The organism is Kitasatospora sp. NBC_00315, assembly GCF_041435095.1.
Lineage (GTDB): Bacteria > Actinomycetota > Actinomycetes > Streptomycetales > Streptomycetaceae > Kitasatospora.
In genome coordinates, this window is sequence record NZ_CP108025.1 from 7274021 (window position 1) to 7300964 (window position 26944).

General features: G+C 75.1%; 25 protein-coding genes. 5 read left to right on the forward strand and 20 right to left on the reverse strand.

Annotation, left to right across the window (positions count from 1 at the left end; genetic code table 11):
- Nucleotides 1-15: 15 nt before the first annotated feature.
- A complete protein-coding gene (locus OG823_RS30650; protein WP_371483386.1) occupies nucleotides 16-819 on the reverse strand; it encodes an exodeoxyribonuclease III in 804 nt (267 codons plus the stop codon).
- A 278-nt stretch (nucleotides 820-1097) separates the two neighbouring features.
- Between OG823_RS30650 and OG823_RS30655 the strand changes: the two genes are divergently transcribed.
- Nucleotides 1098-1871: a GntR family transcriptional regulator gene (locus OG823_RS30655; RefSeq protein WP_371484716.1), complete on the forward strand. Its 774-nt coding sequence runs from the start codon at nucleotides 1098-1100 to the stop codon at nucleotides 1869-1871.
- A gap of 76 nt (nucleotides 1872-1947) precedes the next feature.
- On the opposite strand, the gene OG823_RS30660 is transcribed toward OG823_RS30655, so the two are convergent.
- Together OG823_RS30660 and OG823_RS30665 are read right to left on the reverse strand one after the other, a co-directional pair.
- The gene (locus OG823_RS30660; protein ID WP_371483387.1) at nucleotides 1948-3126 is read right to left on the reverse strand and encodes an ROK family protein; all 1179 of its coding nucleotides are present in this window, start codon (nucleotides 3124-3126) and stop codon (nucleotides 1948-1950) included.
- Nucleotides 3127-3438: 312 nt separating this feature from the next.
- A complete protein-coding gene (locus tag OG823_RS30665; protein ID WP_371483388.1) occupies nucleotides 3439-3801 on the reverse strand; it encodes a DoxX family protein in 363 nt (120 codons plus the stop codon).
- 106 nt (nucleotides 3802-3907) lie between these two features.
- On the opposite strand from OG823_RS30665, the gene OG823_RS30670 reads away from it, so the two are divergent.
- Nucleotides 3908-4285: a winged helix-turn-helix transcriptional regulator gene (locus OG823_RS30670; RefSeq protein ID WP_371483390.1), complete on the forward strand. Its 378-nt coding sequence runs from the start codon at nucleotides 3908-3910 to the stop codon at nucleotides 4283-4285.
- An 81-nt stretch (nucleotides 4286-4366) separates the two neighbouring features.
- Here OG823_RS30670 and OG823_RS30675 read toward each other — a convergent pair whose 3' ends face one another.
- The 14 genes from OG823_RS30675 to OG823_RS30740 all read right to left on the reverse strand — a co-directional run bounded on the left by OG823_RS30675 (nucleotide 4367) and on the right by OG823_RS30740 (nucleotide 20925).
- Nucleotides 4367-5479: an LLM class flavin-dependent oxidoreductase gene (locus OG823_RS30675; protein WP_371483391.1), complete on the reverse strand. Its 1113-nt coding sequence runs from the start codon at nucleotides 5477-5479 to the stop codon at nucleotides 4367-4369.
- Nucleotides 5480-5660: 181 nt separating this feature from the next.
- Nucleotides 5661-6191 carry a flavin reductase family protein gene (locus OG823_RS30680; protein WP_371483392.1) on the reverse strand — a complete coding sequence of 177 codons (531 nt, stop codon included), beginning with the start codon at nucleotides 6189-6191 and terminating at the stop codon, nucleotides 5661-5663.
- A gap of 137 nt (nucleotides 6192-6328) precedes the next feature.
- Nucleotides 6329-7150 carry an alpha/beta hydrolase gene (locus tag OG823_RS30685; protein WP_371483393.1) on the reverse strand — a complete coding sequence of 274 codons (822 nt, stop codon included), beginning with the start codon at nucleotides 7148-7150 and terminating at the stop codon, nucleotides 6329-6331.
- Entirely contained in the window at nucleotides 7147-8328 is a 1182-nt protein-coding gene (locus OG823_RS30690) for an LLM class flavin-dependent oxidoreductase (protein ID WP_371483395.1), read from the reverse strand. The genes OG823_RS30685 and OG823_RS30690 overlap by 4 nt, the downstream gene beginning before the upstream one ends.
- Before the next feature lie 116 nt (nucleotides 8329-8444).
- Nucleotides 8445-9647, reverse strand: coding sequence for an acyl-CoA dehydrogenase family protein (locus OG823_RS30695; RefSeq protein WP_371483397.1), 1203 nt, complete (start codon nucleotides 9645-9647; stop codon nucleotides 8445-8447).
- Nucleotides 9644-12058: a molybdopterin-dependent oxidoreductase gene (locus tag OG823_RS30700; protein WP_371483398.1), complete on the reverse strand. Its 2415-nt coding sequence runs from the start codon at nucleotides 12056-12058 to the stop codon at nucleotides 9644-9646. Before OG823_RS30700 ends, OG823_RS30695 begins: the two co-directional genes overlap by 4 nt.
- The gene (locus tag OG823_RS30705) at nucleotides 12055-13146 is read right to left on the reverse strand and encodes an LLM class flavin-dependent oxidoreductase (RefSeq protein ID WP_371483399.1); all 1092 of its coding nucleotides are present in this window, start codon (nucleotides 13144-13146) and stop codon (nucleotides 12055-12057) included. Before OG823_RS30705 ends, OG823_RS30700 begins: the two co-directional genes overlap by 4 nt.
- 125 nt (nucleotides 13147-13271) lie before the next feature.
- A complete protein-coding gene (locus OG823_RS30710) occupies nucleotides 13272-14309 on the reverse strand; it encodes an ABC transporter ATP-binding protein (RefSeq protein WP_371483400.1) in 1038 nt (345 codons plus the stop codon).
- On the reverse strand, nucleotides 14306-15376 hold the full coding sequence (locus OG823_RS30715) for an ABC transporter ATP-binding protein (RefSeq protein WP_371483401.1): 1071 nt from the start codon (nucleotides 15374-15376) through the stop codon (nucleotides 14306-14308). Before OG823_RS30715 ends, OG823_RS30710 begins: the two co-directional genes overlap by 4 nt.
- Nucleotides 15357-16286: an ABC transporter permease gene (locus OG823_RS30720; RefSeq protein WP_371483402.1), complete on the reverse strand. Its 930-nt coding sequence runs from the start codon at nucleotides 16284-16286 to the stop codon at nucleotides 15357-15359. Before OG823_RS30720 ends, OG823_RS30715 begins: the two co-directional genes overlap by 20 nt.
- The gene (locus OG823_RS30725; protein WP_371483403.1) at nucleotides 16283-17335 is read right to left on the reverse strand and encodes an ABC transporter permease; all 1053 of its coding nucleotides are present in this window, start codon (nucleotides 17333-17335) and stop codon (nucleotides 16283-16285) included. Before OG823_RS30725 ends, OG823_RS30720 begins: the two co-directional genes overlap by 4 nt.
- On the reverse strand, nucleotides 17332-18879 hold the full coding sequence (locus OG823_RS30730; RefSeq protein ID WP_371483405.1) for an ABC transporter substrate-binding protein: 1548 nt from the start codon (nucleotides 18877-18879) through the stop codon (nucleotides 17332-17334). Before OG823_RS30730 ends, OG823_RS30725 begins: the two co-directional genes overlap by 4 nt.
- A gap of 601 nt (nucleotides 18880-19480) precedes the next feature.
- Nucleotides 19481-20482, reverse strand: a complete 1002-nt coding sequence (locus OG823_RS30735) for a DsbA family protein (protein ID WP_371483406.1) — start codon at nucleotides 20480-20482, stop codon at nucleotides 19481-19483.
- The gene (locus OG823_RS30740) at nucleotides 20479-20925 is read right to left on the reverse strand and encodes an Rrf2 family transcriptional regulator (RefSeq protein ID WP_371483407.1); all 447 of its coding nucleotides are present in this window, start codon (nucleotides 20923-20925) and stop codon (nucleotides 20479-20481) included. Before OG823_RS30740 ends, OG823_RS30735 begins: the two co-directional genes overlap by 4 nt.
- A 487-nt stretch (nucleotides 20926-21412) precedes the next feature.
- Between OG823_RS30740 and OG823_RS30745 the strand changes: the two genes are divergently transcribed.
- The 3 genes from OG823_RS30745 (at nucleotide 21413) to OG823_RS30755 (ending at nucleotide 23340) form a co-directional block, all read left to right on the forward strand.
- Nucleotides 21413-21955: a cupin domain-containing protein gene (locus tag OG823_RS30745; protein WP_371483408.1), complete on the forward strand. Its 543-nt coding sequence runs from the start codon at nucleotides 21413-21415 to the stop codon at nucleotides 21953-21955.
- A 112-nt stretch (nucleotides 21956-22067) separates the two neighbouring features.
- Nucleotides 22068-22760 (forward strand): methyltransferase, encoded by a 693-nt coding sequence (locus OG823_RS30750; RefSeq protein WP_371483410.1) that lies wholly within the window; start codon nucleotides 22068-22070, stop codon nucleotides 22758-22760.
- Between the two features lie 154 nt (nucleotides 22761-22914).
- On the forward strand, nucleotides 22915-23340 hold the full coding sequence (locus OG823_RS30755) for a GNAT family N-acetyltransferase (RefSeq protein WP_371483411.1): 426 nt from the start codon (nucleotides 22915-22917) through the stop codon (nucleotides 23338-23340).
- A 150-nt stretch (nucleotides 23341-23490) separates the two neighbouring features.
- Here the strand turns inward: OG823_RS30755 and bioD are convergent, their stop codons facing one another.
- From bioD to bioB, 3 genes are all read right to left on the reverse strand, one after another.
- Complete coding sequence (gene bioD / locus OG823_RS30760; RefSeq protein WP_371483412.1) at nucleotides 23491-24249, reverse strand: dethiobiotin synthase; 759 nt, start codon at nucleotides 24247-24249, stop codon at nucleotides 23491-23493.
- Nucleotides 24250-24331: 82 nt separating this feature from the next.
- The gene (locus OG823_RS30765; RefSeq protein ID WP_371483413.1) at nucleotides 24332-25633 is read right to left on the reverse strand and encodes an adenosylmethionine--8-amino-7-oxononanoate transaminase; all 1302 of its coding nucleotides are present in this window, start codon (nucleotides 25631-25633) and stop codon (nucleotides 24332-24334) included.
- 68 nt (nucleotides 25634-25701) lie between these two features.
- Nucleotides 25702-26940: a biotin synthase BioB gene (bioB, locus tag OG823_RS30770; protein ID WP_371483414.1), complete on the reverse strand. Its 1239-nt coding sequence runs from the start codon at nucleotides 26938-26940 to the stop codon at nucleotides 25702-25704.
- Nucleotides 26941-26944 lie beyond the last annotated feature (4 nt).

The window sequence follows — 26944 nt, forward strand, 5'->3', positions numbered from 1 at the left end:
CCGGCTCTCCCGCGGTCAGACCCCGCGGTCGTAGGCGACGGTCACCGGGGCGTGGTCCGACCACCGCTCGGCGTGAGTGGCGGCGCGCTCCACGGTGGCGCGGACGGCCCGGCCGGCGAGACCGGGGGAGGCGATCTGGTAGTCGATCCGCCAGCCCGAGTCGTTGTCGAAGGCACGGCCCCGGTAGGACCACCAGGTGTACGGGCCGGTGCGGTCGGGGTGCAGGCGGCGGACCACGTCGACGTAGCCGGCCTCGTCGAGGACGCGGTCGAGCCAGGCGCGCTCCTCGGGGAGGAAGCCGGCGGCCTTCTGGTTGGCCTTCCAGTTCTTGAGGTCCTCCGGGCGGTGGGCGATGTTCCAGTCACCGCAGACCACCACCTCGCGGCCCTCTGCGGCGGCCCGCTCGCGGAGCCCGCCGAGGTGGACCAGGAACTCCGCCATGAAGCGCTCCTTCTCCTCCTGGCGCGGGGTGCCGACCTCGCCGGAGGGGAGATAGAGACTCGCGACGGTCAGGCCCGGAATGTCGATTTCGGCATATCTGCCCGAATTGTCGAATTCCTCGGAGCCGAAGCCGATGACGGTCCGCTGCGGTACCGATCGGGAGAGGACGGCGACACCGGCCCGCCCCTTGGCGGCGGCCGGCGCCCATACGGCGTGCCAGCCGGGAAGCTCCCTGAGCTCGGCCGGCAGCTGCTCGGGCTCGGACCGCACCTCTTGAAGGCAGACCACGTCGGCCTCGGTGGCGGCCAGCCACTCGGTGAAGCCCTTCTTGGCTGCGGCCCGGATCCCGTTCACATTCACACTCGTCACCACGATCACCCGGGCAGCCTACCCAGTACCGGGCGTCCGGGGTGGTCGCGGCCGGGGACCGCCTCCTCCGGCATGTCGCCGCTCCTTCATTTCATGAACGCGGCATGAATCCGCGACCGATCCCGACCGAGGTCGCGCATTGGTCTTGACCATCTCTGGACAGACCCCCTAGTGTCACTTACTGCAAAGACCTTTAATAAAGAAGGACGGATAAAGCCCGCTCTCCCACCTGCCGCAACACCGGGCACGGGCTGGCCCACGTCCCTTCAGGCCGGGTGGAGGACATGGTGGGAACGACAGGACAACTCGCAGCCGTACCGGAGCCGAAGTACTGGCACCTGCGGACGGTGTTGCTTCGCGCCATCGACACCGAGTTCTCGACCGGCCAGGTCCTGCCCAACGAGCGTGAACTCTCGGCCCGCTTCGGCGTGGCCCGCGCGACCCTGCGCCAGGCCCTCGACCAGCTGGAGCTGGAGGGCCGGCTGGTCCGCCGCCGTGGCATCGGCACCCTGATCGCCGCCCCCCGGGTCGGCGTTCCGGTCAGCCGCCGCGAGGAGGGCTGGCCCGGCACCGCCCGCACCCACGCCTGGCGCACCGTCGACTGCACCAGCGCCCCGGCCGCCGCGTCGCTCGCACAGGAACTCGGCATCCCGGAGGGCGAGATCGTCCACACCGTGCGCCGGGTGCGCACCGTGCAGGGGCAGACCGTGGCGACCGAGTCGCTGCACGTCCCCTCGTCCGCGCTGCCGCACCTGCCGGGCTTCCGGGCCGAGAACGACCGCGCCCGCTCCGTGCTGCGCCACCTGGAGCGCCTTGAGGTCGACGGGGAGTCCCGCGCGGTCGAGCTGGGCGTGGCCGAGGCCGACCAGGCCGCGCTGCTGGAGCGCCCGCCGGGCACCCCCGTCCTGGTGGTGACCAGCCAGTACGCGGCCGGTGGCCGCCTGGTGGCGCTCGCGGTCTCCACCTACCGCGCGGACACCTGCAAGCTCACCTTCGGGGAGACCGGCCTGGTCGAGGTCACCCCGGTGACCGCCGGCGCCGCGGTGGCCACCGCCTCCTGAGACACCCGCACCACGACGTGGGGCCCGTGCACCGGATCGGTGCACGGGCCCCACGTCGTGGTGCGGGGAGCGGGCCTCAGCCCCGGCCGGCCGACAGCGGCGGGTCCACCGCGAAGAGCAGTTCCTCGACCTGGTCGAGCGCCACCCGCAACGCACCCATGGCGACAACCTCCGAACCCAGAGCGGCCAGTGCGACCTCCGGCGCCCGCAGGGTGAAGAGCGCCAGCTGCTCGCGCAGCGGCTCCAGCACCCCGTCCAGGCCCGCCGCCCAGCCGCCGACCACCACCAGCTGCGGGTCTATCGCCAGGACCAGCGCCGCCACGTCGTGCACCAGCCGCCCGAGGAAGCGGTCCATGGCCACCTGGGCCACCTCGTCGCCCTCGCGGGCGAGCCGCAGCACCCGCGCCACCGCCGCCTCGTCCAACGGGTCCAGTGGTTTGCCGGAGGTGGAGAGCAGCCGCTCGGGGGTGGCCTCCCGGCCGAGCAGGTGCAGGGCGCCGATCTCGCCGGCCGCGCCGCCGAAGCCCCGGTGCAGCTTCCCGTTGATCAGCGACCCGGCGCCGGGGCTCAGCCCGGCCATCACGAACACCACGTCACCCATGCCGACGGCCGCGCCCTGCCAGTGTTCGGCGATGGCGGCCAGGTTGGCGTCGTTCTCGATCAGCACCGGGCAGCGGAAGGAGCGCCGCAGCCGGCCGCCGAGGTCGAGCCCGGTCCAGCCGGGCATCGCGGTGCCGAGCCGCACGGTGCCCTCGCGGTCCACGATGCCGGGGCTGCCGACGCCGACGGCCCACAGGTTGTCCCGCGAGATGCCGGCCTTGCGCAGCACCTCGGCGACGGTGGTCCGCATCGCGCCCAGCCGCTCCTCGGCGTCCAACGACTCGTCCACCGGCTTGAAGTGGCTGCCCACCACCTCGCCCGCCAGGTCGGCCAGGATCACCCGGATGTCGTGCACGCCGATCTCGATGCCCAGGATGTGGCCGGCCTCGGCGCGGAAGCGGAACCAGCGGGCCGGGCGACCGCGCTGACGGCTGCCGCCGGGCTGCGCCGTGCTCAGGGCGGGCTCGACCTCGGCGACGAGACCGGACTCCACCAGGCTCTCGATCACGCCCTCCACGGTGGGCCGGGAGAGTCCGGTGTCACCGACCAGCTGAGTGAGTGTCACCGACTGGCCGGAGCGCAGTGCGCGCAACGTGACCGCGGCGTTGATCCGCCGCAGCAGCGAGGAGTCTCCCCCGGTGAGCCGATCCGACAAGACGCTGCCCTTCCGCAACCACGCGACGTCACTGGCGCGCGCTGCCGAGTCCGAGTGTGCGGCGGCCACCGGGGCCCCGCAGGATTCGTCCGTCCGGCGCGCGCGAGGGTACGGCGGTGACCGGAAGGCGTGTGCCGGATGCTACCGGTGGGCCTCTCGGCGGGCGAGCATTTCCGCAGCTCATAACGGCTTCGGTATCGAAATGGTACGGATCGCCGGGTGCCCCGGTCCAGGCGCGGCCCCGGGCCGAGGGGCGGAGGCTGTCCGCCCGTCAGGCCCCGGGGGCCGCGCGCCCGGCCCCCCGCCGGTGCCTCACCGGACGACGGCGAGCCACGCCGCCGCCGCGGCGAGCGCGACGAGGACGGCGTTCAGAGGGGTGTCCCTGGCCTCGCCCCTGGACAGGTGCAGGGCCGCCGCCAGCACCTGGAGCACCAGCAGGCCGAGCGCGGCCGCCACCGCCAGGGCGGGGGCGACTCCCGTCAGCGGCGGCAGGAGGAGGCCGGCCGCGCCGAGGATCTCTATCACCCCGATGGCTCGGACCGCCGGCATCGGAACCGTGTCGACCCAGCCCATCATGGGCGCCAGCTGCTCCCTGCTCTGGGCGACCTTCTTCCCGCCCCCGTACAGGTACAGGGCCGCCAGCAGCCCGGCGATGATCCAGTAGGTGATGTCCACCGTCGTCCTCCATCATGGTTACGAGTGGTAAGTAAGCACATGATCAGTGACTGTGGGGACGCTTACAAAAGGCACACGGGTGTGCCTGGCGAAGAAGGGGACGCCGATGTCGAAGTACCGGACCACCTGTCTCATCCGCGGTGACGGCGGCCGGGCGATCCGCGGCATCCTGGACCGCGTCGGCGACAAGTGGAGCCTGCTGGTGGTGGCCACCCTCGACGGCGAACGCATGCGCTTCACCGAACTGCAGCAGCGCATCCCCGGGATCTCGCAGCGCATGCTCACCCGTACGGTCCGGCACCTGGAGCGCGACGGCCTGGTGGCCCGCACCGTCTTCGCCGAGGTCCCGCCCCGGGTCGAGTACGAGCTCACCACGATGGGGCGCACCCTGATCCGGCCGGCCGTGGCGCTGGCCGAGTGGGCCGTGGACAACAACCCCGCCATCGAGCGGAGCCAGACGGCCTACGACGCCGAGCACAGCTGAGACGTCGTGCGGGCAGGTCGCACGGTACGGGGTAGGTCACCGGCGCGGGCCACGGGGTTACGGGGTTACGGGGTTACGGGGCTACGGCGCCGGGGCGAGCGGGTGGCGCCAGAGCCCGCGCGCGGAGAGCAGGGGCAGCACGCCCTCGCCGAACCAGTACGCCTCCTCCAGGTGCGGGATGCCGGAGAGGACGAACTCGTCGACGCCCAGGCGGTGGTACTCCTCGATCAGGTCGGCCACCTCCTGGTGACTGCCGACGAGGGCGGTGCCCGCGCCGCCGCGCACCAGCCCGATCCCCGCCCACAGTCCGGGGTGGATCTCCAGCTTGTCGGTGGCACCGCCGTGCAGCTCGCGCATCCGCCGCTGGCCGTCCGACTCGCTCCGGGCCAGCGCGAGCTGGGTGCTGCGGATGCGCTCCCCGTCCATCCCGGCGAGCAGCCGTTCGGTCTCCGCCCAGGCCTGGGCGGAAGTGTCGCGGGCGATCACGTGCAGTCGGATCCCGAAGCGCGGCGTCCGCCCCTCGGCCCTGGCCAGCTCCCTGATCCACTCGATCTTCTCCCGGACCTGCGCGGGCGGCTCGCCCCAGGTGAGGTAGACGTCCGCGTGCCGCGCGGCCACCGCGCCGGCCGCGGTCGAGGAACCGCCGAAGTAGATCTCCGGGACGGGATCCGGCAGCCGGGCCAGCCGGGCCTTCTCCACCCGTAGATGGGTGCCCCGGTGGTCGACGCTCTCGCCGGCCCACAGGCGCCGGACGATCCCGAGGAACTCGTCCGCCCGGGCGTAGCGCTGCTCCTTGTCGAGGAAGTCGCCGTAGGCGCGCTGCTCGGGCGACTCCCCGCCGGTCACCACGTTGAGCAGCAGCCGGCCGTGCGACTGACGCTGGTAGCTGGCCGCCATCTGGGCGGCCAGGGTCGGGCTGAGCTGGCCGGGACGGAAGGCCACCAGGAACTTGAGCCGCTCGGTGACCTGGGTCAGCATCGCCGTGGTCAGCCAGGCGTCCTCGCACCAGACACCGGTCGGGGTCAGGGCGCCGACGAAACCGAGCTGCTCGGCGGTCCGGGCGATCTGGCCCAGGTACTCCACCGAGGGCGGCCGGTCGTCGCCCGCCGTGCCGGGGGTCGACCCGTGGCCGCCGCCGACCACGTGGCGGCTGTCGCCGGTGGTGGGCAGGAACCAGTGGAACGTCAGGGACATGCGGGGCCTCCTTGTTGGCGGGACGGTGGGACGGCGGGTCGCGGGTGCCGGGTGGCGGGTGCCGGGTGGCGGATGTTGGGTGCTGGGTGGCGGGCAGCGGTGTCGGACGTCGGTCAACGGGTGCCGGTGCGGCGGCTCGGCGGCCGGACGGGGCGGAACCCGACGCGGGCGTGGCGGCCGGTCAGCCCCTGCGGTCCGCGGCCGGCAGGGCGGTGAACCGGCCGAAGGTGCCGTCGTGGTGGACCAGCGGGCCGCCGCCCTCCCGCGCCCCGGTGTCGACGACCTCACCGACCACCAGCAGGTGGTCGCCGATCTCCTGGATCAGCACCGGGCGCGCCGTCAGCCAGGCGGCGACACCGGACAGCACGGGAACGCCCCGCTCGTCGGGCACCCAGTCGGTGCCGGCGAAGCGGTCCACGCCGCTGCGCGCGAAACGGGCTGCCAACTCCTGCTGCCCCTGGCCCAGGATGTGCACCGCGAAGCCGTCCGCGGCCCGGACGGCCGGTGCGGCGGAGGCGGTGGACGAGACGTAGAAGGAGACGAGGGCCGGGTCCAGGCTGACGGAGGTGAAGGACGTCGCGGTGAAGCCGGCCGGGCCGGGAACGGTGATGACGGTGACGCCCGCGGCCTGCCGGCGCAGGGTACGGCGCAGTCGGTCGGCCGGGACGGTCGGGCGGACCGTCGCGGTGGGCAGATCCTGAATGATGGTCACGGAGGGATTCCTTCCGATGAGGTGAGGTGTGGTCGGTCGGCGGGTCGGCGGGTCGGCGGGTCGGCGGGTCGGCAGGGCAGCAGGTCAGCGGGGTGGCAGGGCAGCAGGGCGGTCGGGGTGGCGACCGCCCTGCCGGTTCAGCGGGGCGGTTCCTCGACGGTGAGGACTCGCGGGAGGTCCGGGCCGCCGCGCAGGCGTTCGAGCCACTGGACGACCTGCGCCGCCACGCTGCGGTGGGTGGCGTCGTTGAGCACGTCGTGCCGGCCGTCCTCGACCAGCACCAGGGTCGCGGCGGGCAGACCGGCGGCGAACCGGCGGACCTCGTCCACCGGTGCGAGCGGGTCCGCCGCGCCGTGCAGGACCAGCACGGGCACCCGCCGATCCGCCTGAGCCTCCGCCTGGGCCGCGTCCGCCGCCGCCAGGGCCGAGCCGAGCAGTCCGTCCGGGACGGCGGTGGCGAAGCGGCCCCGGTCGAACGCCGGGTCGGCGGCGAGCAGGCCCCGGTGGGCGGGGCAGGAGGTCCGGGCCGTCAGCTCGTCCTCCCAGCTCCCGGGCGCGACGGCGGCGGTCAGCGGCAGGGCGGCGAGCAGCAGACCGTCCGGTCCCGGCCCCGCCTGGCCGGTCGCGGCCAGGGCGTGCAGGGCGCCGGTGTCGGACCCGGCCAGCACCACCGGTGCCGGGGCCTGGGCGGCGATCTCCGCGAAGGCGGCGGCCACGGTGGCGGGGGCCGCTTCGGGGGCGACGTCCAGGGCGTGCACCAGGTATCCGTCGGCGGCCAGTCGGCGCCCGAACCGCTGGTAGACACCGGGGTGTTCACCGCGGCCGGGCAGCAGGACCAGGGTGCCGCGCCGAGCCGCGCCCTCGGCCGGCAGCCAACGGCCGGCGCCCGCCGCCGTGGTGTCGGCCCGGCCGGTGGCGGTGCCGGTGACGTGGCCGGTCGCGGTCGCGGTCGCGGTCATCGGGTGCTCCCCGCCGTCGCCGGGGCGGCGGACGGGGCGGCGGACAGGGCGGCGGCCTCGGCGGCCGCGTCCGCGCGCTCGCGGCGGGCGACCTCCTGGCGGACCAGCGGCAGGAGGTGGCGGCCGTAGTCCAGCGCGTCCTCCAACGGGTCGTACCCCCGGATCAGCAGGGTGCTGACGCCGATGTCGACGTAGTCCAGCAGCGCCTGTGCCACCGTCTCCGGAGTGCCCACCAGGGCGGTCGAGTTGCCCGCGGCACCCGTGGCGGCGGCCGGAGCCGTCCAGAGCGCGCGGTCGTGCAGGTCGCGCTTGGCCGCGGCGGCCAGCAGCCGCTGGGAGCCGGCGTTCTGCGGGCGGGCGTCGGGCCCGACCGGGAGGATGGCGCGCTTGCCGACGAAGGAGCCGCCGGCCCGGCCCCGGTCCTGGATGGTCCGCAGGATGCCGTGCGCGCGCTCCCAGGCCTCCTCCTCGGTGCGGCCCAGGATCGGGCGGAAGGAGACGCTGATCCGGGGCGGGGTACCGCGTCCGGCGGCAGCGGCGCCCGCCCGGACGGAGGCGATCTGCTCGGCGGTCTCGGCGAGCGGCTCGCCCCAGAGCGCGAACACGTCGGCGTGCTTGCCGCCGACCCGGTACGCGGCCTCCGAGGAGCCGCCGAAGTACAGCGGGATGCGCGGCTGCTGGACGGGGCGGACCTCGGCGTGGAAGTCCTCCAGCCGGTAGTGCGAACCGTGGTGGTCGAACGGGCCCTCGCTGGTCCACGCCTTGGTGAGGACCTCCAGGTAGTCGTCGCTTCGGGCGTAGCGCTCGTCCTTGGGCAGGTAGTCGCCGTCCCGGCGCTGCTCGGCGTCGTGCCCGCCGGTGATGATGTGGACCGCGACCCGGCCACCGGAGAACTGGTCCAGGGTGGCGAAGGTACGGGCCGCCAGGGTCGGGGCGACGAAGCCCGGCCGGTGCGCGACCAGCAGGCCCAGGCGCTCGGTGTGCGCGGCCACGTGGGCGGCGACCTGGCCGCCGTCGGGGCTGGAGGAGCCGTAGCCGATCAGGATCCGGTCGAAGCCGGCCTCCTCGTGGGCCCGGGCGAAGCGCCGGGTGAAGTCGGCGTCGACCGCCGGTCCGGTGGCGGGGCGGGTCTCGGAAACGTCGGTGGTGCCGATCATGCCGATGAACTCGACGGGCATGGTGTGGTGGCCTTTCGTGCTGTCGTTCGGGAGCGGGCGGTGGTGCGGTTCGGCCGGGAGAGGCCGGTCGGCGGGCGGGTGCGCCGGGAGCTCGGTCACGGCGTCCGGAGGCGGGTTCAGGGGCGGGTGCGCAGCAGGGCGCTCTGCCCGGCGGCGAGCAGCACGGAGTCGTCCTGCGGGGTGTGGATGCGGCTGCAGAGGACGTCGCGCAGGTGCCGTTGGAGCGGGTTGTGCCGGCTGAGCGCGGCGTTGCCGATCAGGGCGACCGCCTGCTCCACCGCGCCGATCGCGGCCCGGGTGCCGATCACCTTCGCCCCGGGGGCCTGTTCGGCGGCGCCCGGCTCTCCGGCGTCGACCGCCTCGGCGAGCGCGCCGACCAGCCGTTCGGCGCCGTTCAGCGCGATCTCGATCTCGCCGACGGCGCTCTGGAAGCGCTGCAGGCTCGCGAGCGGAGCGCCGAGTGCGGAGGGCACGCGCTCGTGCAGGAACCCGGTCAGCCACTCGCGCGCCGTGCGGGCCACCCCGAGGTAGAGGGCCGTGAGCCCGAGCGAGTTCCAGGCGCCGGCCACCGCGTCCCGGCCGCCGTCCGCGCCGGGGCGGGTGAGCCCGGCGACGTGCCCGAGCGGGACCTGGACGGCGTCCAGCAGGACGTCGTCGCTGCGGCTGGCCCGCAGGCCGAGGTGGTTCCAGGTCGGGTCGACGGTCAGGCCCGGGGTGTCCGCGCGGACCAGGAAGGCGCCGGTCCTGACCTCCTCCTCGTCGGTGCGGGCCCAGACCAGCATCCAGCGCAGCGCCTCGGCGCCGGTGGAGAAGATCTTGCGGCCGCTCACCTCCCAGTGGTCGTCGCGCCGGCGGGCGACGGTGGCGGGCAGGCCGCCGCGTACCGGGCTGCCCAGATCGGGCTCCACCCGGAGCGAGTTGACCAGGGCCGGGCGCACGGCGGACTCGGCCAGCAGTTCGGCGTACACCTCGGCGGGCCAGTGCGGGGCGCGAGCCTGGGCCGCGTGGGTGAACAGCGTCATCGCGGTGACCAGGGCGACCGCCGGATCGCCCGCGCCGAGCGCGCCGAGGATTCGGGTGGTGTCGGCCAGCCCGCCGCCCGCGCCGCCGGAGCGGGAGCCCACGGTGGCGGTGAGCAGCCCGGCGCGGTGCACCGCCTCGATCCCCTCGTAGGGGAAGGTCGCGTCGCGGTCGTGCTCCTCGGCGCGGTCCGCCAGGGCGGCGGTGACGGCCGGCAGCCGGCCGAGATCCGGCCGGACGAGGGCGGGCGTGGCGGGCGCGGTCCCGGAGGGGGTCGGCGGATGCGTCTGCTGGGTCATCGGGGGCGGTCCGTATCGGTCGTGGCGCTGCGGGCGGGGGCGGTCGTGGCGCGCGGGTCGGTGAAGGCGGGCGGGCTGCGGACGGTGACCGGGGGCGGCTCGCCGTCCGTCCAGCGCTCGATCTGGACCAGGGCGTGCTGGCCGACGCAGCCCTGGGAGAGCCGGGAGCTCGGCAGATCGGCGGTCAGGACGTTCGGGTTGCCGTGGGCGCACAGTGGGGGCTCCACGCCGGGCACCGGGTCGAACCAGGCACCCGTCGGCAGTCGCACCACTCCCGGCCGGACCCGCTCGGTCAGCACGGCGCCGGCCAGGCAGGCGCCCCGGTCGTTGAAGATCCTGACCAACTCGCCCGCACCGATGCCCCGTTCGGCGGCATCGGCCGGATGCAGTTCGACGGCCTCCCGGCCGGCGACCTTGGCGGCCAGGCTCACCGCCCCGGTGTCGAGCTGACTGTGCAGCCGGGTGGCGGGCTGGTTGGCGATCAGCAGCAGTGGGTGCCGGTCGGCGCCCGGAGCGCCGAGCCGCTCCTCGGGATCGAGCCAGCTCGGGTGGCCGGGGCAGTCCGGCAGGCCCATCGCCGCGATGGTGGCGGAGGCGAGTTCGATCCGGCCGCTCGGGGTGCTCAGCGGATACCGCGCGGGGTCGGCCCTGAACCGTTCGAACAGGGTGACCTCCTCCTCGCCGTCCGGGAGCCGCCACTCGCCCGCCGCCCAGAAGTCCTCGAACGCGGGCGGCCGGGCGAGGCCCGAGGTGGTCAACTCCGCCGCCCAGTCGGTGTACAGGTGCTCCAGCCACTGGCGCGGAGTGCGGCCCTCGGTGAAGCGCTCGCCGAAGCCGAGCCGCTCGGCGAGCGCCGCCAGCACGGCGTGGTCGTCCCTGGCCTCGCCGCGCGGCGGCACCGCGCGGTGCATCGCGATCAGGTGGGTGTCCCGGCGGCCGCCGCCGAAGTCCTCGCGCTCCAGGGCGGTGGTGACCGGGAGGACGATGTCGGCGTGCCGGGCGGTCGCCGTCCAGTGCGGCTCGTGGACGACGACGGTGTCCGGGCGGGCGAAGGCCCGGCGCAGCCGGCCCAGGTCCTGGTGGTGGTGGAACGGGTTGCCGCCGGCCCAGTGGACCAGCCGGATGTCGGGGTAGGTGTGGTGGCCGCCGTCGTAGTCGAACTCCTCGCCGGGATGCAGCAGCAGGTCCGCGATCCGCGCGCAGGGGATGAAGTCCGCCACCGGGTTGCGTCCCTGGGGCAGATGCGGCAGTCGCAACTGCGGTCCGGTGTCGCCGACGTCGCCCATCGAGCCGTAGCCGTGGCCGAAGCCGCCGCCGGGCAGTCCGATCTGGCCGAGCGCGGCGGCCAGCGCCAGCGCGGCCCAGACCGGCTGCTCGCCGTACCGGGCACGTTGCAGCGACCACGTGACGGTGACCAGCGTCCTGGTGGCGGCCATCCGCCGGGCCAGCCCGCGGATCCGGCTCGCCGGGATCCCGCAGATCGCGGCCGCCCAGTCGGCGTCCTTGACGATGCCGTCCGGCCTGCCGTGCAGGTACTCGGCGAAGGTGTCGAAGCCGGTCGTGCAGGCGTCGAGGAAGGTGCGGTCGTGCAGGCCCTCGGCCACGAGGGTGTGGGTGAGCGCCAGCATCAGCGCGGTGTCGGTGGCGGGGGCGATCGGCAGCCAGTCGGTGGCCGGCCCCTCGGGCAGGTCGTCCCGCAGCGGGCTGACCAGGGCCACCTCCACACCCCGCGCGGCGAGTTCGGCGAGCCGTCCCGGTGTGCCGTGCCGGGTGACGCCGCCCGGTGTGACGTACACGTTCTTGGCGGGAATGCCGCCGAAGGCCACGATCAGCCGGGTGTGCCGGGTGATGGTGGGCCAGGACGAGGCGGCCCGCAGCACCGTCTCGGCGTCGCCCACCAGATGGGGGAGCAGCACCAGCGAGGTGCCCAGGCTGTAGGAGTTGCGGGAGCCGGTGTAGCCGCCGAACTGCCCCAGGAATCGATGCAGTTGACTCTGGGCGTGATGGAACCGGCCGGCGCTGGCCCAGCCGTACGATCCGCCGAACACGGCCTGGTTGCCGTGCTCGCGCCGGACCCGGTCGAGCTCGGCGGCGACCAGGTCCAGCGCGTGCTCCCACTCCACCTCGACGAACGGCTCCGCGCCGCGCGCCGCCGAGGGGCCGGGCCCGTGCTCCAGCCAGCCCCGCCGGACCGCCGGCCGGCGCACCCGGGTCGGGTGGTCGAGCGCGCCGGCCACCCCGCCGAGCAGCGGGGAGGGCGCCGGATCGGCCGGGTGCGGCAGCACCTCCACGCCGCCCCGCTCCCCGGCGCGGACGCCGAAGGCGCCCCAGTGCGAGGTGCTGGGCGAGGTGGTGGCGGAGCCCCGGGAGGAGTCGCCGGGCTGAGGCCGGAGCGGGCGGACGGTGCTCATGCGCTCGCCGCTCCCGCGAGGACGGCTCCGCCGGCGTCCACCTGGTCGCGCACCAGCGTGATCAGCCTGCCGTAGTCCCGGGCGTCCGCGAGCGGGTCGAAGCCGCGGATCAGCAGGGTGCCGACGCCGAGCGCGGTGTAGTCCAGCAGGGATTCGGCGACCTGCTCGTAGGAACCCACCAGCGCGGTGGAGTTGCCGGCTGCCCCGGTGGCCCTGGCGACCGCGGTCCAGAGCCGCTTGTCGTGCAGGTCGCCCTCGGCGGCGGCCGCCAGCAGGCGCTGCGAGCCCTCCTGGGCCGAGTGGTCGAGGTTGAACGCCTTGCGCAGGTCGCCGACCTTCTCCCGGGTGAGCCGCAGGATCTCCGCGGCCCGCTCCCAGGCCCCCGCCTCGGTCTCGGCCGGGATCGGCCGCAGGCTGACGCTGAACGCCGGCCGGCGGCCGTACGGTTCGGCCGCCGCGCGGACCTGCCGGATCCGCTCGGCGATGCCGGCCAGCGGCTCGCCCCAGAACGCGTAGACGTCGGCGTGCCGGCCGCCCACCCGTACCGCGTCCTGCGAGGCGCCGCCGAAGTAGACCGGGATCGGCCGCTCCGGCCGGACCGACGACAGGCCGCCCTTGACGGCGTAGAACTCGCCCTCGTGGTCGAAGGGTTGGTCCGACTGCCAGGTGCGGCGGACCACCTGAAGGAAGTCGTCCGTGCGGCGGTAGCGGGTCTCCTTGTCGCTGAAGTCGCCGTCCCGGGCCTGGTCGGCGTCGTCGCCCCCGGTGATCACGTGCAGGGCGATCCGGCCGGGGTGGAACGCGTCCAGGGTCGCGTACTTGCGGGCCGCCAGGGTCGGTGAGACGAAGCCCGGACGGTGCGCCAGCAGGACGCCGAGTCGGGTGGTGTGGGTGAGCACCTGGTCGGCGACGGTGAAGCCGTCCGGGCTGGCCGAGGAGTGCGCGACGAGCACCCGGTCGAAGCCGGACTCCTCGTGCGCCAGGGCCAGTTCGCGCAGGTAGCCGGGCTGGACGGCGGGGCCGGTGTCCTGGGTGTCGGTCTCGCTGAAGGGCTTGGTGGCGGCGATGCCGATGAACTCGACGGGCATGGCGGTACTCCAGAGGTCGATCGTGGAAGGGGAGGGCGGGGGCCCGCTGCGGCGCCCCGTCGCGCGGGACGGCCCGCGCGGTGCCCTGTGGGCGGGCGGCCCGGCGGTCGGCCGCGCGGGCGGCCTCAGCGTGCTTCGGCGGCGAGCTTCTCGCGCCAGTCGGCGCCGCGGTGGCAGGCCGCCGTGCGGCCGTCGCCGTGGTCCGTGACGGCCGGGCGCTGCCTGCAGTCGTCACCGGCGAACGGGCAGCGATGTGCGAACGGGCAAGCGGCGGAGTCGGGTTCGAGGGTCCACTCGGGACGGGGTCCGCGCGGACGCAACTGCGCCGGGCTGAGCCGGTGCTCCCGGCGGACGCTGGGCGCGGAGGCGGTGAGCAGCGCGGTGTACGGGTGCAGCGGGTCGGCGAGCACCGCCTCGGCGGGGCCCTGCTCGACCAGCCTGCCCCGGTAGAGCACGGCGATCCGGTCGGCGATCCCGGCCAGGGAGCTGAGGTCGTGCGAGATGATCACCACGGCGAGGCCCAGCGTGCGGCGCAGCTCGTCGAGGAGCAGCAGCACGTGGTTGCGGTTGGAGGCGTCCAGCGCACTGACCGGCTCGTCCGCGAGCAGCAGCCGCGGGCGGGTGACCACGGCGCGGGCCAGCGAGACGCGCTGGCGCTGGCCGCCGGACAGCCTGCCCGGCGTGCGGTCGGCGAAATCGGCGGGGAGGCCGACGAGTTCGAGCGCCTCCCGGATCCGGGCGGCCCGCTCGCCGCGCTCCACGCCGGTGCCCACCGTGAGCGGCTCGCCGACCAGCTCGCCGACGGTCAGGTCGGGGTCGAGGGAGCGCAGCGGATCCTGGAACATGTACTGGATCCGGCCGCTGCGCCGCAGCTCCCGAAGCGGGCGCCCGCGCAGGCCGGTCACCTCCTCGCCGTCCACCGTGATCCGGCCGCCGACGACCGGGGCGAGGCCCACGACCGCGCGGGCGAGGGTGGTCTTCCCGGAGCCGGTCTCGCCGATCACCCCGAGGATCTCACCGGCCCGCGCGTCCAGTGAGACGTCGTCCAGGACGCGCTCCGCGGCGCGGCCGGGGCGGCGTCCGTAGGCGACACCGAGTCCGTGGATCCGCAGCAGCGGTTCGCCGGCGGCGGCCGGCGGGAGAGCGGGCGTGGTGGTGCTCATACGGTCACCTCCTGAAGGGCCGGGTGGTCGTCGCGGTCGTGGGCGGCGCCGGTGAGCGCGTGGGTCAGGGCCGGTTCGTCGGCGCGGACGCAGCGCACCCGGCGCCCGTCGGCCCGCACGGTGAGCGGGACGGGGGCCTCGGTGCAGGACGCGGTGGCGAAGGCGCAGCGGTCGGCGAAGCGGCATCCGGCCGGCGCCGCGCCGGCCTCCGGCGGGCGGCCGGGGATCACCGCGAGTTCGCGGCGCCGCCAGTCGCCGATGGAGGCCACCCGCAGCAGGGCCTCGGTGTACGGATGGGCCGGGGCGGCGACCACCTCCGCGGTGGGACCGTCCTCGACGATCTCCCCGGCGTAGAAGACCAGGATCCGGTCGCAGACCTCGGCTACCACGGCCAGGTCGTGGGTCACCAGCAGCAGCGCGAGGCCGCGCTCGGCCCGCAGCCGGGCGAGCAGTTCGAGCACCTCGGCCTGGACGACGGTGTCCAGCGCGGTGGTGGCCTCGTCGGCGACCAGCAGCTCGGGTTCGCCGGCCACCGCGATGGCGATCAGCACCCGCTGCAGCATGCCGCCGGACAGCTCGTGCGGGTACCGGTGGTAGACCTCCTCCGGCCGGTGCAGGCCGACCGACGCGAAGAGTCCGACCGCCCGCTCGCGGGCCGCGGCGCGGTTCAGGCCGTGCCGCAGCCGCAGGGGCTCGGCCAGCTGCCGGCCGACGGTGATCGACGGGTTCAGATAGGACGCCGGGTCCTGGAACACCGCGCCCAGCCGGCTGCCGCGCACCTGCTCCCACTGGCGTTCGGTCAGGGCGGTGAGCTCGGTTCCGGCCAGCTCGATACGGCCCGCGGAGACGGCCACGCCCGGTGCGCCGACACCGAGCACCGAGCGGCAGGTGAGGGTCTTGCCGCTGCCGGACTCGCCGACCAGGCCGACCGCCTCGCCGGCCCGGACCACGAAGGAGACGTCGCGCACGGCCTCGGCGCGGCCGGCGCCGACGGTGACGTGCAGGCCGTCCACGGTCAGGACGGTGTCGCCGGGAGCGGTGGCCCGGTCAGACGGGGAGGGGGACATCGGCCTGCTCCTTCGGTGAGGGCTGCCCGTCGGCGCCCGCTCGGCGGGCGGCGGAGGCGGCGGAGCGCGCGTCGCGCACCCGGGCCGGCTCGGTACCGGCCGCCCCGGCGTCCCGGACGGCGTCGGCGAGCAGGTTGAGCGCGCCGACGGTGAGCATGATCAGGGCGGCCGGCAGCACCGGCGCCCAGGGCTGCTGGGCCAGGAAGCCCAGGTCGCCGGCGAGCATGCCGCCCCAGGTCGGCGCCGGCGGCTGGACGCCGATCCCCAGGAAGGTGAGGGAGGTGACCGTGAGCAGCGCGGTGGCCAGCGCGTGGGCGGTGGTGACGGCGACGGTCGGCAGGATCTTGGACCAGAGATGGGTCCGCAGGATCCACCGGCGCGAGGCGCCCATCAGCTCGGCCGCCTGGACGTACTGGGCCTGGGTGAAGCCCAGTGCGGCGGCCCGGGTCACCCGGAAGAACAGCGGTGCGAGCAGTACCCCGAGCGCGAGCATCGCCTGGTGGAGTCCGTTGCCGAACACCCCCACCGCGGCGATCGCGAAGAGTGTGAACGGCAGGGTCATCAGGGCGTCCACGGCCCGCAACGACAGCCACTCGAAGGCCCGGCCGAGCCAGAGCGAGGCGATGCCGGGGACGATGCCGAGCAGCATCGCCGCGCCCACCGCCTCCAGGGCGCCGGTGACCGAGTCGGCGGTGCCGGCCAGCAGACGGCTGAGCACGTCGCGTCCGAGGTAGTCGGTGCCGAGCCAGTGCTCCCCGCCGGGGGGCCGGAGCAGGTTGACGGTGTCCTGGGCCAGCGGGTCCTGCGGGGCCAGGGCGCTGCCCAGCAGGGCCAGCAGGGCGACGACGGCGAGCCCCGCGAGGGCGATCCGGGCGGTGCGAAGCCGCAGCGTGCGACGCAGCGTCCTCATGACGGACTCCCCTGGCGCGTGGTGGAGCCGGACGCACGACGGGCCGCCGGATTCAGCGCGAGCAGACCGGTGTCGACGGCGAGGTTGGCGATCAGGACGACGGCGACGGTGACCAGCAGGGTGCCCTGGATGACCGGGACGTCGTGCTGCTGGGCGGCCTGCAGCGACAGCTGCGCGATCCCGGGGAGGTTGAAGATCCGCTCGGTGACCACCGCGCCGCCGATCAGCATCGGCACGCTCATCCCGAGCACGGTGACGGCCGGCCCGGCGGCGTTGCGCAGCACGTGGCCGAAGAGCACCCGGCGGGCGGGCAGCCCGCGCATCACCGCGCCGGTCACGTAGTTCTCCCGCAGCGCGCCGACCAGCGAGGTGCGCAGCTGGCGGGCGATGCCGGCGGCCGCGTCCAGGCTCAGGGCGAGCGCCGGCAGGACGGCGAACCGCAGCCACTGGAGCGGATCCTGGCCGAACGGCACGTACCCGCCGGAGGGCAGCAGCCCGGCCTGGACGGAGAGCACGGCGATCAGGCCGATGGCGATCACGAAGGCGGGCAGCGTGCCGAGCACCGAGCAGATCCCGGTGATCGCCAGATCGAGCCGGCCGCCGTTGCTGCGGGCGGCGGCGATGCCCGCGGCGCCGCCGAGCAGGACGGCGAACAGCAGGGCGAGGCCGGCGACGGACAGGTCGACCGGCAGCGCGGTGGTGATGCTGTCCGCCACCGGGAGGGTGGTGAACCAGGAGTGCCCGAGGTCGCCGGTGAGGGCGTGTCCGAGCCAGCTGCCGAACTGCGCGGGCAGCGGGCGGTCGAGGCCGAACTCGTGGTTCATCCGGGCGATGTCGGCGGGGGTCGCGGTCTCGCCGAGGACGGCTGCACCGGGGTCGGCCCCGGACAGGGCCCCCAGGCCGAAGGTGATCAGGGAGGAGATCAGGAAGACGGTCGCGGTGGTCAGCAGGGCCCGGGCCGGGCCACGGGGCGCCCGGGCGGCCCGCCGGGCGAGCAGCCGGCCCCGCCCGACCGAGCGGGCGGGCGCCGGCGCGAGAAGCGCGGTCACGAGGCGGTCACCCCCTCGAAGCGCTGGACCACCGTGAACTCCGGGATGGCCGAGACGGCCTTGCGGCGGGCCAGGATCCGCGGCACGGTGTGCAGGAAGACGTTGGGCATGGTGCGGACGGCCAGCGCGGTGGCGGCCTGGAGGTTCCTCGCGTACTCGGGGGAGTCCAGCGGGGTCCGGGAGACCAGGTCGACGGCCTGCTTGAGCTCGGGGGGCGTGCTGCGGCCCGGATTCATCAGCCCCTGCTCGCCGAAGAGCACCTGGAAGGCCTGCGGGGCGGAGTCCCGGCCCGCGAACTGGTCGGTGAACAGGGCGCGGGAGTGCTGGATGTAGATGATCTGGGTGGCCTGGGCCGCCGGGACGACCTCGATGGTGGTCCGGATCCCGACCTCCTTCAGCTGCGCCTGGAGCTGTTCGGGCAGGCCCTGTGCGGCCGTGGTCGTGATCGTCAGGTCGACGCCGTCCGGGTGCCCCGCCTGGGCCAGCAGCTCCCTGGCCTTGGCCGGGTCGTGCGGGAAGAGGTCGGCGGAGCCGGCGTCGTAGCCGACGTAGCCCTTCGGGAAGGGCTGGTAGCTGACCTCGCCGTAGCCGAACTGCTGGGTCTTGAGCAGGGCTTCACGGTCGACCGCGTGCTTGAGCGCCTGGACCACCAGCGGGTTGTCGAAGGGCGCCTTGGTGGGGTTGATGTCGAGCACCGCGACCACCAGGGACGGGATGACCTGGACCTCCAGCCCGGCCGCCTTGGCCGCGGCCACCTGGCTGCCGGGGATCTGGGCGACGTCGTACTGGCCCGACTGGAGCGCGGCGACCACGGTGGAGGCGTCCGGGAGCGGATAGATCTCGAAGCCGTCCAGCTTGATGCTCGCGGCGTCCCAGTAGCCGGGGTTGCGCTTCAGCACGGCCTTGGCGTTCTGGGTGTACGAGCTGAGGGTGAACGGCCCGGCGCCCACCGGGCGGGAGGCGAGAGCGGCCGCGTCGCCCTCGAAGGCCTTCGGGCTGACGATCATGCCGGTCTTGCCGGCCAGCAGGTTCGGCAGCTGGTAGTCGGCCTGGGTGAGCGTCAGCACCACGGTGGCCGGGTCGGGGGCGGCGATCTCCTTGATGTGCACGAGTTGCGGTGCGACCAGCGACTTGGGATCGGTGCGGCCCCGATCCAGGCTCTTCTTGACCGCCGAGGCGTCGAGCGGGGTGCCGTCGCTGAAGGTCAGCCCCGGGCGGAGCGCGAAGGTGACGGCGGTGCCGTCCGGGCTGTACGTCCAGCCGGTGGCGAGGGCGGGGACGGCGTCGCCCTTCTCGTCCAGCTTGGTGAGGCCCGCGTAGACCAGCGAGAGGTCGTGAACGTCCCAGCCCGCCGAGGAGAAGACCGGATCCCAGGAAGTGGGCAGCGCCCAGCCCCACTTGAGGGTTCCGCCGGCGGCGCCGCCGGCCGTGGTGGGGGTGGCGGAGCCGCACGCGGCGAGGGCGAGGGCCGCGCCGGCGCCGAGGCCGAGGCCGAGGAAGGAGCGTCTGGCGAGCGTCGAACCGGTCGTGAGGGGGGCGTTCATGATGCTGCGTCACCTTTCGGGGCATGCCGGACCGACCCTCGGCGGGGGCGGACGGGCAGTGCTGCGGGCGCCGCGTCGGGGCGGGCCGACGGCGCGGGGGCGGGGCGTGGAGGCGTGGGAGAGGATCGCCCGGGTACCGGGGCGCGGCGGCGGGGCCGTCCACGCCGGGAGCGCGGGCGGGTCCGGGCCGGTGGCCGGGAGTCCGGGGGAGCGGGAATCGGCCCGGCACGAGGGCAACGGGCACGGCCGGTCAGACCTGACGGGGTGCGGCCGGTGCGACGGTCAGGCCGTCGGGGGCCGTGAATCGGCAGGTGTGGTGGCGGCGGGAGGGCGCTGGGTCAGCGACAGAGGTCGCTGCTGGTGCGCCGGAAGTCCACGAAGCGGCACACCACACCGGGGTGCGTCGAGAGCATGCGCTCATCCTGGCGGCGCTGTGGCGCCCTGTCAATGGACACCAAACGGTGTCTCATTCGTCGGACCGTCAGCGCCGCGCGGAGCCGGCACGCGCCCGGCGGGCGAGGGGCCCGGTCAACGGCCCGCGGCCCCCCTGGCGGGTGAGGTCCCGGTCAACGGCGCGCCGGCGGTCGGGCGGGGGCTCCGGTCAACGGCCCGCCGCCGGTCGGGCGGTGAGAGCCGGGTGCCCTGCCGCGTACGCCGGGTGCAGCCAGAGCGGTCCGTTCCCGCTCTCGACCCGGATCCCCCGCGCGGGGGGCCGGCGGTCGGCCGTGAACAGCTCCACATCGGCCCTGGTCAGGCTGAGGTGGAGCTCCAGCGCCTGGTCGGCGTCCGGCAGCGCGCCGTCGGCCCGCAGGCGCAGCCGCGGGGCCACCGCCCGGGCCGCGGCGAGGTACTCCTCCAGCGGGCGCCAGCCCGGCACGACCCGGCGCCCCGCGGGACCGAGGAAGAGCAGGGTCGGCAGGGCGTAGCGGCAGCCGTCGCCGGCCTCCTTGGCCGCGCCCGGATGCGGTCCGGAGCCCCGCAGGCCCCGCACCTCGGACACCGGCGCCCGGGCCTCCGCCCGGTCGGCGGTCAGTCGCGCCATGAGCCGACGATCCGTCATGTCGATTCGCAGGAGGTCGGGTTCGAGGCCGGGCAGACCATGGAGTGCGGTCAGCACCCGCTGCGGGGTGTCGGCCGGCTCGCCCAGGACGAAGGCGCTCTCACGCAGCCGGCGCAGGACCGCGGCCGCCACCGAGGGGCCCTGCCGGACCGCCGCCACCGCCGCGAGCGAGGCCGGCCGGCTACTGGCCGCCACCCAGCCGAGCCGGGCGGCGTGCGGTGCACCGGTGTGCCGGCTGATGTCCGCGACGTAGCCGGCGTACCAGGCGGTCTCGGCGGCCGGATCGGGAGCCGGATCGTCCTCCTCCTCGTCGAACAGCATCCCGTACACCGGGCGCCAGTGGGCCCGGCCGGCCAGCAGGTCACGGAGCCTGCGGAGCTTGGGGTCGGAGCCCCAGGCCCAGGGACAGAGCGGGTCGGTGAACTCCACCACCTCCAGCCCGACCGGTCGCTCCTCGGCACCCCCGTCGGCGCCCGGGGCGGCTGCCGCGTCGGAGCTCACGGTGGCCGTCGGGGAGCCGGGGCCGGGCGGAGCGGTGGTCATACCAGGACGTCCGTCCGTCTCCGGGCGGCCGGCGCCCCGGGGCCGTCTCCGCCCACCAGGGCGGAGATGGTGACCCGGCCGAGGATCTCGGCGGCGCTGTCCTCGACCGCGCGCCACACGTCGGGCAGGCCCTGGGCCGGTGCGGGGTAGTCGAGTTCGGCCAGCGGCTCGCCGCGCAGGGTGATCAAGCCGCCGTCGACCGCGCGCATCACGTCGAGCAGGCTGATCTCCTCGGCCGGCCGGCCGAGCCAGTAGCCGCCCTCGCAGCCGCGTTGACTGCGCACCAGGCCCGCCCGGCGCAGGTCGCCGACCACGGACTTCAGGAAGCGGAACGGGATCTCCTGGGAGGAGGCGATGCTCTCGCAGGTGAGCGGACGGGCCGTGTCGCGGGCGAGTTCGACCAGGGCCCGCGCGGCGTAGTCCGCCTTCGCGGAAATATGCATGTGCACCATTATCGTCCGTCGGCCCGCCGCCACAATGCCTTTCGGCCACGGACGATCGGCGGCCCGGCGCTCCGGGGCAATGGACACCTCTTGACATCCTTTTCGCCGCGGCCCTAGCGTCTGCTCCATGCCCAGCCGTGTCCAGCACCGCGCCGCGTACCGCACCGACCGTCCGTCGCTGCCGTCCGCGCTCTGTCGCGCCCGCTGAACGACACCTGCTGCACGACACCCGCCGCTCGACCGCCGCTGAACGGCGCCCGCCGCACAGCACCCGCTGAACGGCCCCGCTGTTCGACCACCGCCGTGCGGCACCCCCACCCGGACCTCCGGTCGGGTCCGGGGCCCCGTGGCCGTACGGACGCGTGCCTCCGTGCTCCCTGCCGCCACGACTGCGAGACTCCCGAATCCGTGGACCGGGCCGACCGGGCCCGCCCTCCGGACCTCTCACGCGCCCCGCCCTCCGGACCTCTCACGCGCAAGGAACGTCATGACCTCAGCAGAGCACCCGCACACCCACGCCGACGAGCCCGGCGAGCGGCGGCCCACCACCGTGGCCGGCACCGGCTTCCACCCGCACCTGCCGGACCGCCCGCACCAGGAGGCCCCGCTGGCGGCCAGGTTGCACCACATCCGGGCGGGCGAGCTGGACGGTGACACCGCGCAGACCGGCGGCATGCGGCGGTTCGCGGGGATCAGCGGCCAGACGGTGGGCTCCGAGACGCTCTGGATGGGCCAGACCCATGTCGCCCCCGCCACCTCCTCGGGTGACCACCACCACGGCGACTCCGAGACCGCGATCTACGTGGCCTCCGGGCACCCGGTGTTCGTCTTCGCGGACGACTCCTCCGGCGAGGTCGAGGAGGTCCGCCTGGAGGCGGGACCGGGGGACTACATCTTCGTCCCGCCGTTCGTCCCCCACCGCGAGGAGAACCCGGATCCGCACGAGGAGGCCGTGGTGGTGATCGCCCGCAGCACCCAGGAGGCGATCGTGGTCAACCTCCCCAACCTCCTTCCACTCGGCCGGGACTGACGGCGCGGCGGTCAGAGCGAGCGGCGCGGGCCCCGGCCGGACGTCCGCCGGGTCGTCCACGGCCGTCGGCCGACGGTCCGGCGGCGGTTCGGCCGGGCCCTATGCTGCGGGCATGCCGAACCAGACGCACGTCCTCCATCAGGGCAACACCACCGGGTCGGACCCGGCCTTCGTGCGGGCGTCGACCAGTGCGGCGCCGGTGCCCTTCGTGCCCGAGATCCGGCTGAACATGGCGCAGGACGCGATCACCCTCTGGGAGGCCACCGAGGTCGCCCGCGGCGAGATCGGCCTGCCGCCCCCGTTCTGGGCCTTCGCGTGGGCCGGCGGCGTGGCCGTCGCCCGGTACGTGCTCGACCACCCCGACCTGGTGGCGGGCCGGACGGTGCTCGACCTGGCGGCCGGATCGGGCCTGGTCGGGATCGCGGCCGCGCTCGCCGGGGCGGCGTCGGTACGGGCCGCCGAGATCGACGCCTACGCGGTGGCGGCGATCGGGATCAACGCCGCGGTGAACGCGGTCCGGGTCGACGCCGCGCTGGAGGACGTCCTCGACGGTGACGGCGCCGGCGCGGAGGTGGTGCTGGCCGGGGACGTGTTCTACGAGCGGACGATGGCGGCCCGCTTCCTGCCGTTCCTGGAGCGGGCGCGGGCCCGGGGAGCCCTGGTGATCGTCGGTGATCCGGGCCGGGCGTACCTGCCGCGCGAGCGCTTCCTGCCGCTGGCGGCCTACGAGGTCCCCGTGGTGGCCGACCTGGAGGACGCCGCGCTCAAGACCACCACCGTCTGGAAGCTCGCCCCGGCCCCCTGACCGGCCGGTCCGGCGATCGTCGGCGCGCCCCCGGGCCGGCGTGCGAACGGCCCCTGAACGGCGGGAACGTGGTGCGCACCGGCGTCCGGGAGGGTGCGCGCCGGCCGGCGGGAAATGCTTCGCGCACCGCGCGCCCGGCTGGTAGACATCTGGCATGAGTGAGCCGAAGATCCGTACCGCGACCGTCGACGAGGTCCCCGCCCTGCTGGAGTTCTGGGCCCGGGCGGCCGAGGGGACGAGCATCACGGACGACCCGGACGGGCTCGCCCGGCTGATCACCAGGGACGGGGACGCGCTGATCGTCGCCGAGCTCGGCGGCGTCGTGGTCGGCACGGTGATCGCCGGCTGGGACGGCTGGCGCTGTCACCTCTACCGCCTCGCCGTCGACCCCGGGCACCGCCGCCGGGGTATCGGCGCCGCCCTGCTGGCCGCCGCCGAACGACGCTTCGCCGCCCTCGGCGGGCGCCGGGCCGACGCGATGGTGCTCGACCACAACGAGCTCGGGCAGCGCACCTGGACGAGCGGCGGCTACGCGCCCGAGCCGCAGTGGAGCCGCTGGGTCAAGCCGCTGAGCGGCTGACCGGGGCCGTCCGCCGCTCAGGGCCGTCCGCCGCTCAGGGCCGGGACCGGGCCCGGGCCCGGGGGCGGACGGCGCAGTACGGGCCGAACCGCGTGCTCGGCCGAACGGGCAGCGGGGCCCGGCCGGGTCGGCACCGGCCGGGCGGCACGGTCAGGGCAGCGGCACCTGGTGCGCGGCGGTGAAGGCGGCCGCGTCCCAGTGGCCGCCGAGCTGCGGGGCGAGCGCCGCACGGGCGAGGGCCGGGAAGTCGGCGGCGCCGCCCGCTCCCTCGGGCAGCGCGCCGAGCAGCGGCGCCCCGGCCACCGAGGGCAGGTCCGCCAGGTTGCAGCAGGCGGCGAGGTCGGCCTCGGCCGGCCAGGCGCCGATCACCACGCCCAGTGTGCCCAGCCCCCGGGCGCGCAGCGCCTGCGCCGTCAGCGCGGTGACGTTCAGCGTGCCCAGTCCGGCCGCCGCCACCAGCAGGATCTCCGCTCCGAGCCCCCGGGCCGCGGTGGCGAGCACCATGTCCGCGAGGGTGTGGCCCCGCTCGTCGTAGCGCACCAGCAGACCGCCGGCGCCCTCGACCAGCACCAGGTCGTGCGAGGTCGCAAGGTCGGCCACCGCGTCCGCCACCTGCTCGGGGCCGACCGTCGGCAGTCCGCTGCGGCGCGCCGCGGTGTCCGGGGCCAGCGGCTCGGGGTACCGGGCCAGCTCGCGGACGGTCACCGCGTGGGCCCCACCCCTCCCGCGGGCGAGCCGTACGACCTCGTCGGCGTCTCCCGCCTCGCCCGGGGCGACGCCGGTCTGACCGGGCTTGAGCACGGCGACCCGCCGCCCGGCGGCCAGCGCCACGGCGGTGACCGCCGCGGTGGCCACCGTCTTGCCGACGTCCGTCCCGGTGCCGGTCACGAACACCACCCGCGCGGTCATCGCGCCACCGCCCTGTTCTCCCGGTGCGCCGCCGTGCCGCGCACCGCCGCCGTGTCCGCCCGGTCCGCCGAACCGCCGGGCGTCATCCCGCCACCGCCGCCGCCGTGACACCCGCGCAGATCCGCGCGAGGTCCTCGTCCCCGGTCACGTAGGGCGGCATGGTGTAGATCAGATCGCGGAACGGCCGCAGCCAGACGCCCTCGCGCGCCGCCGCCTCGGTCGCCGCCCGGACGTCGACGGGGTGGTCCAGCTGGACGACCCCGATCGCGCCGAGCACCCGGACGTCGGCCACGCCCGGGACCTCGGCCGCGTCCGCCAGGCCCGTCGTCAGGCCGGACTCCAGCCGCTTCACCCCGACCTGCCAGTCCTGGCCGAGCAGCAGCCCGACCGAGGCGTTGGCGACGGCCGCCGCGAGCGGGTTGCCCATGAAGGTCGGCCCGTGCGCCAGCACCGGCACGGCGCCGCGGCTGATCCCGTCCGCGATCCCGGTGGTGCACAGGGTGGCCGCCATCGTCAGATAGCCGCCGGTCAGCGCCTTGCCCAGGCACATCACGTCCGGTGCGACCCCGGCGTGCCCGGCGGCGAACAGCTCGCCGGTGCGGCCGAAGCCGGTGGCGATCTCGTCGAACACCAGCAGCACGCCGTGTTCGTCGCAGAGCTCCCGCAGCAGCCGCAGGTACGCGGGGGAGTGGAAGCGCATGCCGCCCGCGCCCTGCACCACCGGCTCGACGATCACCGCCGCCAGTTCGTCCGCATGGCGTTCGACCAGCTCGGCGAGCGAGGCGGCGTACGCCTCGTCCAGGGGCGCGTCGAACCCGGCGGGCGGCTCGGCCGCGAACAGCTGGCGCGGCAGCACTCCGCCCCAGAGCTGGTGCATCCCGCCGTCCGGGTCGCACACGGACATCGGGTGGAACGTGTCGCCGTGGTAGCCGCCGCGCCAGGTCAGCAGCCGCCGCTTCCGCGGCCGGCCCACCGACTGCCAGTACTGGAGGCACATCTTCATCGCGACCTCGACGGCCACCGATCCCGAGTCGGCCAGGAAGACGTGCCGCAGCGGCTCCGGCGTGATCTCCACCAGCGTCGTCGCGAGCCGCACGGCGGGCTCGTGGGTGAGCCCGCCGAACATCACGTGGCTCATCCGGCCCAGCTGGTCGCGCACCGCCTCGTCCAGCACCGGGTGCCCGTACCCGTGGATCGCCGCCCACCAGGAGGACATCCCGTCGACGAGTTCCCGGTGCCCGCCCGCCGGCTCGGCCAGCCGCAGCCGGACGCCGGAGGCGGACTCCACCACGTACGGGGTCGCGGTGCCGGGCATCGGCCCGTAGGGGTGCCAGACGTGCGCCCGGTCGAGTGCGAGCAGGGACTGCGGGGAGAGCTGGGCCACGGTGGTTCTTTCCTCGGTGGTTCCGGTCGCGGAGCGCCGGGCGTCCTGCGCCCGGCGGTCGCGGAGCGTCAGGCGTTGGGCGCCAGCTCGGTGCCGGCACCCCGGCGCCGCACCCGGACCAGGTCGCTGCGCACCTCGTCGGCCGCCGCCTCGGCCTCCTCGGCCGGGCCGTGACCGCCGCAGGGGCCGCAGCCGCCGCCGGAGCCGCAGGCGTGGGCCGAGCCCTCCGGCGCCGCCGACCCGCACGAGTCGCCCGCCGAGCCGCACGGGCCGGCCGCCGCGGCCGCCGCGGCCGCCGCGTCCGCGCGGTGCCGAGGCAGCGTCACCTGGCCGGCGCCCTCGATCTCGAAGCCCGCGTCCGCGATCATGTCGAGGTCGGCCTGCCCGGCCTGGCCCTCACTGGTGAGGTAGTCGCCGAGGAAGATCGAGTTCGCGATGTGCAGCCCGAGCGGCTGCATCGAACGCAGGTGCACCTCGCGGCCGCCCGCGATCCGCACCTCGACGTCCGGGCAGACGAACCGCACCATGGCCAGGATCCGCAGGCAGCGCTGCGGGGTGAGGTTCCACTCCTTGGCGAGCGGGGTGCCCTCGAAGGGGATCAGGAAGTTGACCGGCACGGAGTCCGAGTCCAGCTCGCGCAGCGCGAACACCACGTCCACCAGGTCCGCGTCGCTCTCGCCCATGCCCGCGATCAGGCCCGAGCAGGCGGACAGACCGGCGCCGTGCGCCTTGTTCACCGTGTCCACGCGGTCCGCGTAGGTGTGGGTGCTGGTGATCTCGCCGTACGTGCTCTCGGAGGTGTTGAGGTTGTGGTTGTACGCGTCGGCGCCGGCCGCCTTCAACCGCTCGGCCTGGTTGTCCGAGAGCAGGCCGAGGCAGGCGCAGACCTCGACGGCCTCGTTGGCGTCCTTGATCGCGGCGATGGTGTCCGCCACCCGGTCGATGTCCCGGTCGGTCGGGCCGCGCCCGCTGGCGACCAGGCAGACCCGCTTGGCGCCGCCCGCGAGCCCGGCGGCGGCGGCCTCGGCGGCCTGCTCCGGCTTCAGCCAGGTGTACTTGAGGATCTCCGCCTTGGAGCCGAGCCGCTGCGAACAGTACGAGCAGTCCTCGGGGCAGAGGCCGCTCTTGAGGTTCACCAGGTAGTTGAGCTTGACCCGGCGGCCGAACCACTGCCGGCGTACCCGCCCGGCGGCCGCGACCACGTCCAGCAGCTCGTCGTCGGTGGTGGCGAGAACGGCGAGGGCCTCCTCCCGGGTGGGGAGTTCCCGGCGCAGGCCCTTGGCGGTGAGGGTGTCGAGCAGATCCATGCGC

What these genes read in the sequence shown, in the direction of transcription:
- OG823_RS30715 (WP_371483401.1), bottom strand. Translation starts at nt 15,376, where the DNA reads ATGTCCCCCTCCCCGTCTGACCGGGCCACCGCTCCCGGCGACACCGTC.
- OG823_RS30705 (WP_371483399.1), bottom strand. Translation starts at nt 13,146, where the DNA reads ATGCCCGTCGAGTTCATCGGCATCGCCGCCACCAAGCCCTTCAGCGAG.
- OG823_RS30755 (WP_371483411.1), top strand. Translation starts at nt 22,915, where the DNA reads ATGAGTGAGCCGAAGATCCGTACCGCGACCGTCGACGAGGTCCCCGCC.
- OG823_RS30735 (WP_371483406.1), bottom strand. Translation starts at nt 20,482, where the DNA reads ATGACCACCGCTCCGCCCGGCCCCGGCTCCCCGACGGCCACCGTGAGC.
- OG823_RS30695 (WP_371483397.1), bottom strand. Translation starts at nt 9,647, where the DNA reads ATGACCCAGCAGACGCATCCGCCGACCCCCTCCGGGACCGCGCCCGCC.
- OG823_RS30745 (WP_371483408.1), top strand. Translation starts at nt 21,413, where the DNA reads ATGACCTCAGCAGAGCACCCGCACACCCACGCCGACGAGCCCGGCGAG.
- OG823_RS30730 (WP_371483405.1), bottom strand. Translation starts at nt 18,879, where the DNA reads ATGAACGCCCCCCTCACGACCGGTTCGACGCTCGCCAGACGCTCCTTC.
- OG823_RS30690 (WP_371483395.1), bottom strand. Translation starts at nt 8,328, where the DNA reads ATGCCCGTCGAGTTCATCGGCATGATCGGCACCACCGACGTTTCCGAG.
- OG823_RS30685 (WP_371483393.1), bottom strand. Translation starts at nt 7,150, where the DNA reads ATGACCGCGACCGCGACCGCGACCGGCCACGTCACCGGCACCGCCACC.
- bioD (WP_371483412.1), bottom strand. Translation starts at nt 24,249, where the DNA reads ATGACCGCGCGGGTGGTGTTCGTGACCGGCACCGGGACGGACGTCGGC.
- OG823_RS30720 (WP_371483402.1), bottom strand. Translation starts at nt 16,286, where the DNA reads ATGAGGACGCTGCGTCGCACGCTGCGGCTTCGCACCGCCCGGATCGCC.
- OG823_RS30675 (WP_371483391.1), bottom strand. Translation starts at nt 5,479, where the DNA reads ATGTCCCTGACGTTCCACTGGTTCCTGCCCACCACCGGCGACAGCCGC.
- OG823_RS30710 (WP_371483400.1), bottom strand. Translation starts at nt 14,309, where the DNA reads ATGAGCACCACCACGCCCGCTCTCCCGCCGGCCGCCGCCGGCGAACCG.
- bioB (WP_371483414.1), bottom strand. Translation starts at nt 26,940, where the DNA reads ATGGATCTGCTCGACACCCTCACCGCCAAGGGCCTGCGCCGGGAACTC.
- OG823_RS30700 (WP_371483398.1), bottom strand. Translation starts at nt 12,058, where the DNA reads ATGAGCACCGTCCGCCCGCTCCGGCCTCAGCCCGGCGACTCCTCCCGG.
- OG823_RS30750 (WP_371483410.1), top strand. Translation starts at nt 22,068, where the DNA reads ATGCCGAACCAGACGCACGTCCTCCATCAGGGCAACACCACCGGGTCG.
- OG823_RS30740 (WP_371483407.1), bottom strand. Translation starts at nt 20,925, where the DNA reads ATGCATATTTCCGCGAAGGCGGACTACGCCGCGCGGGCCCTGGTCGAA.
- OG823_RS30670 (WP_371483390.1), top strand. Translation starts at nt 3,908, where the DNA reads ATGTCGAAGTACCGGACCACCTGTCTCATCCGCGGTGACGGCGGCCGG.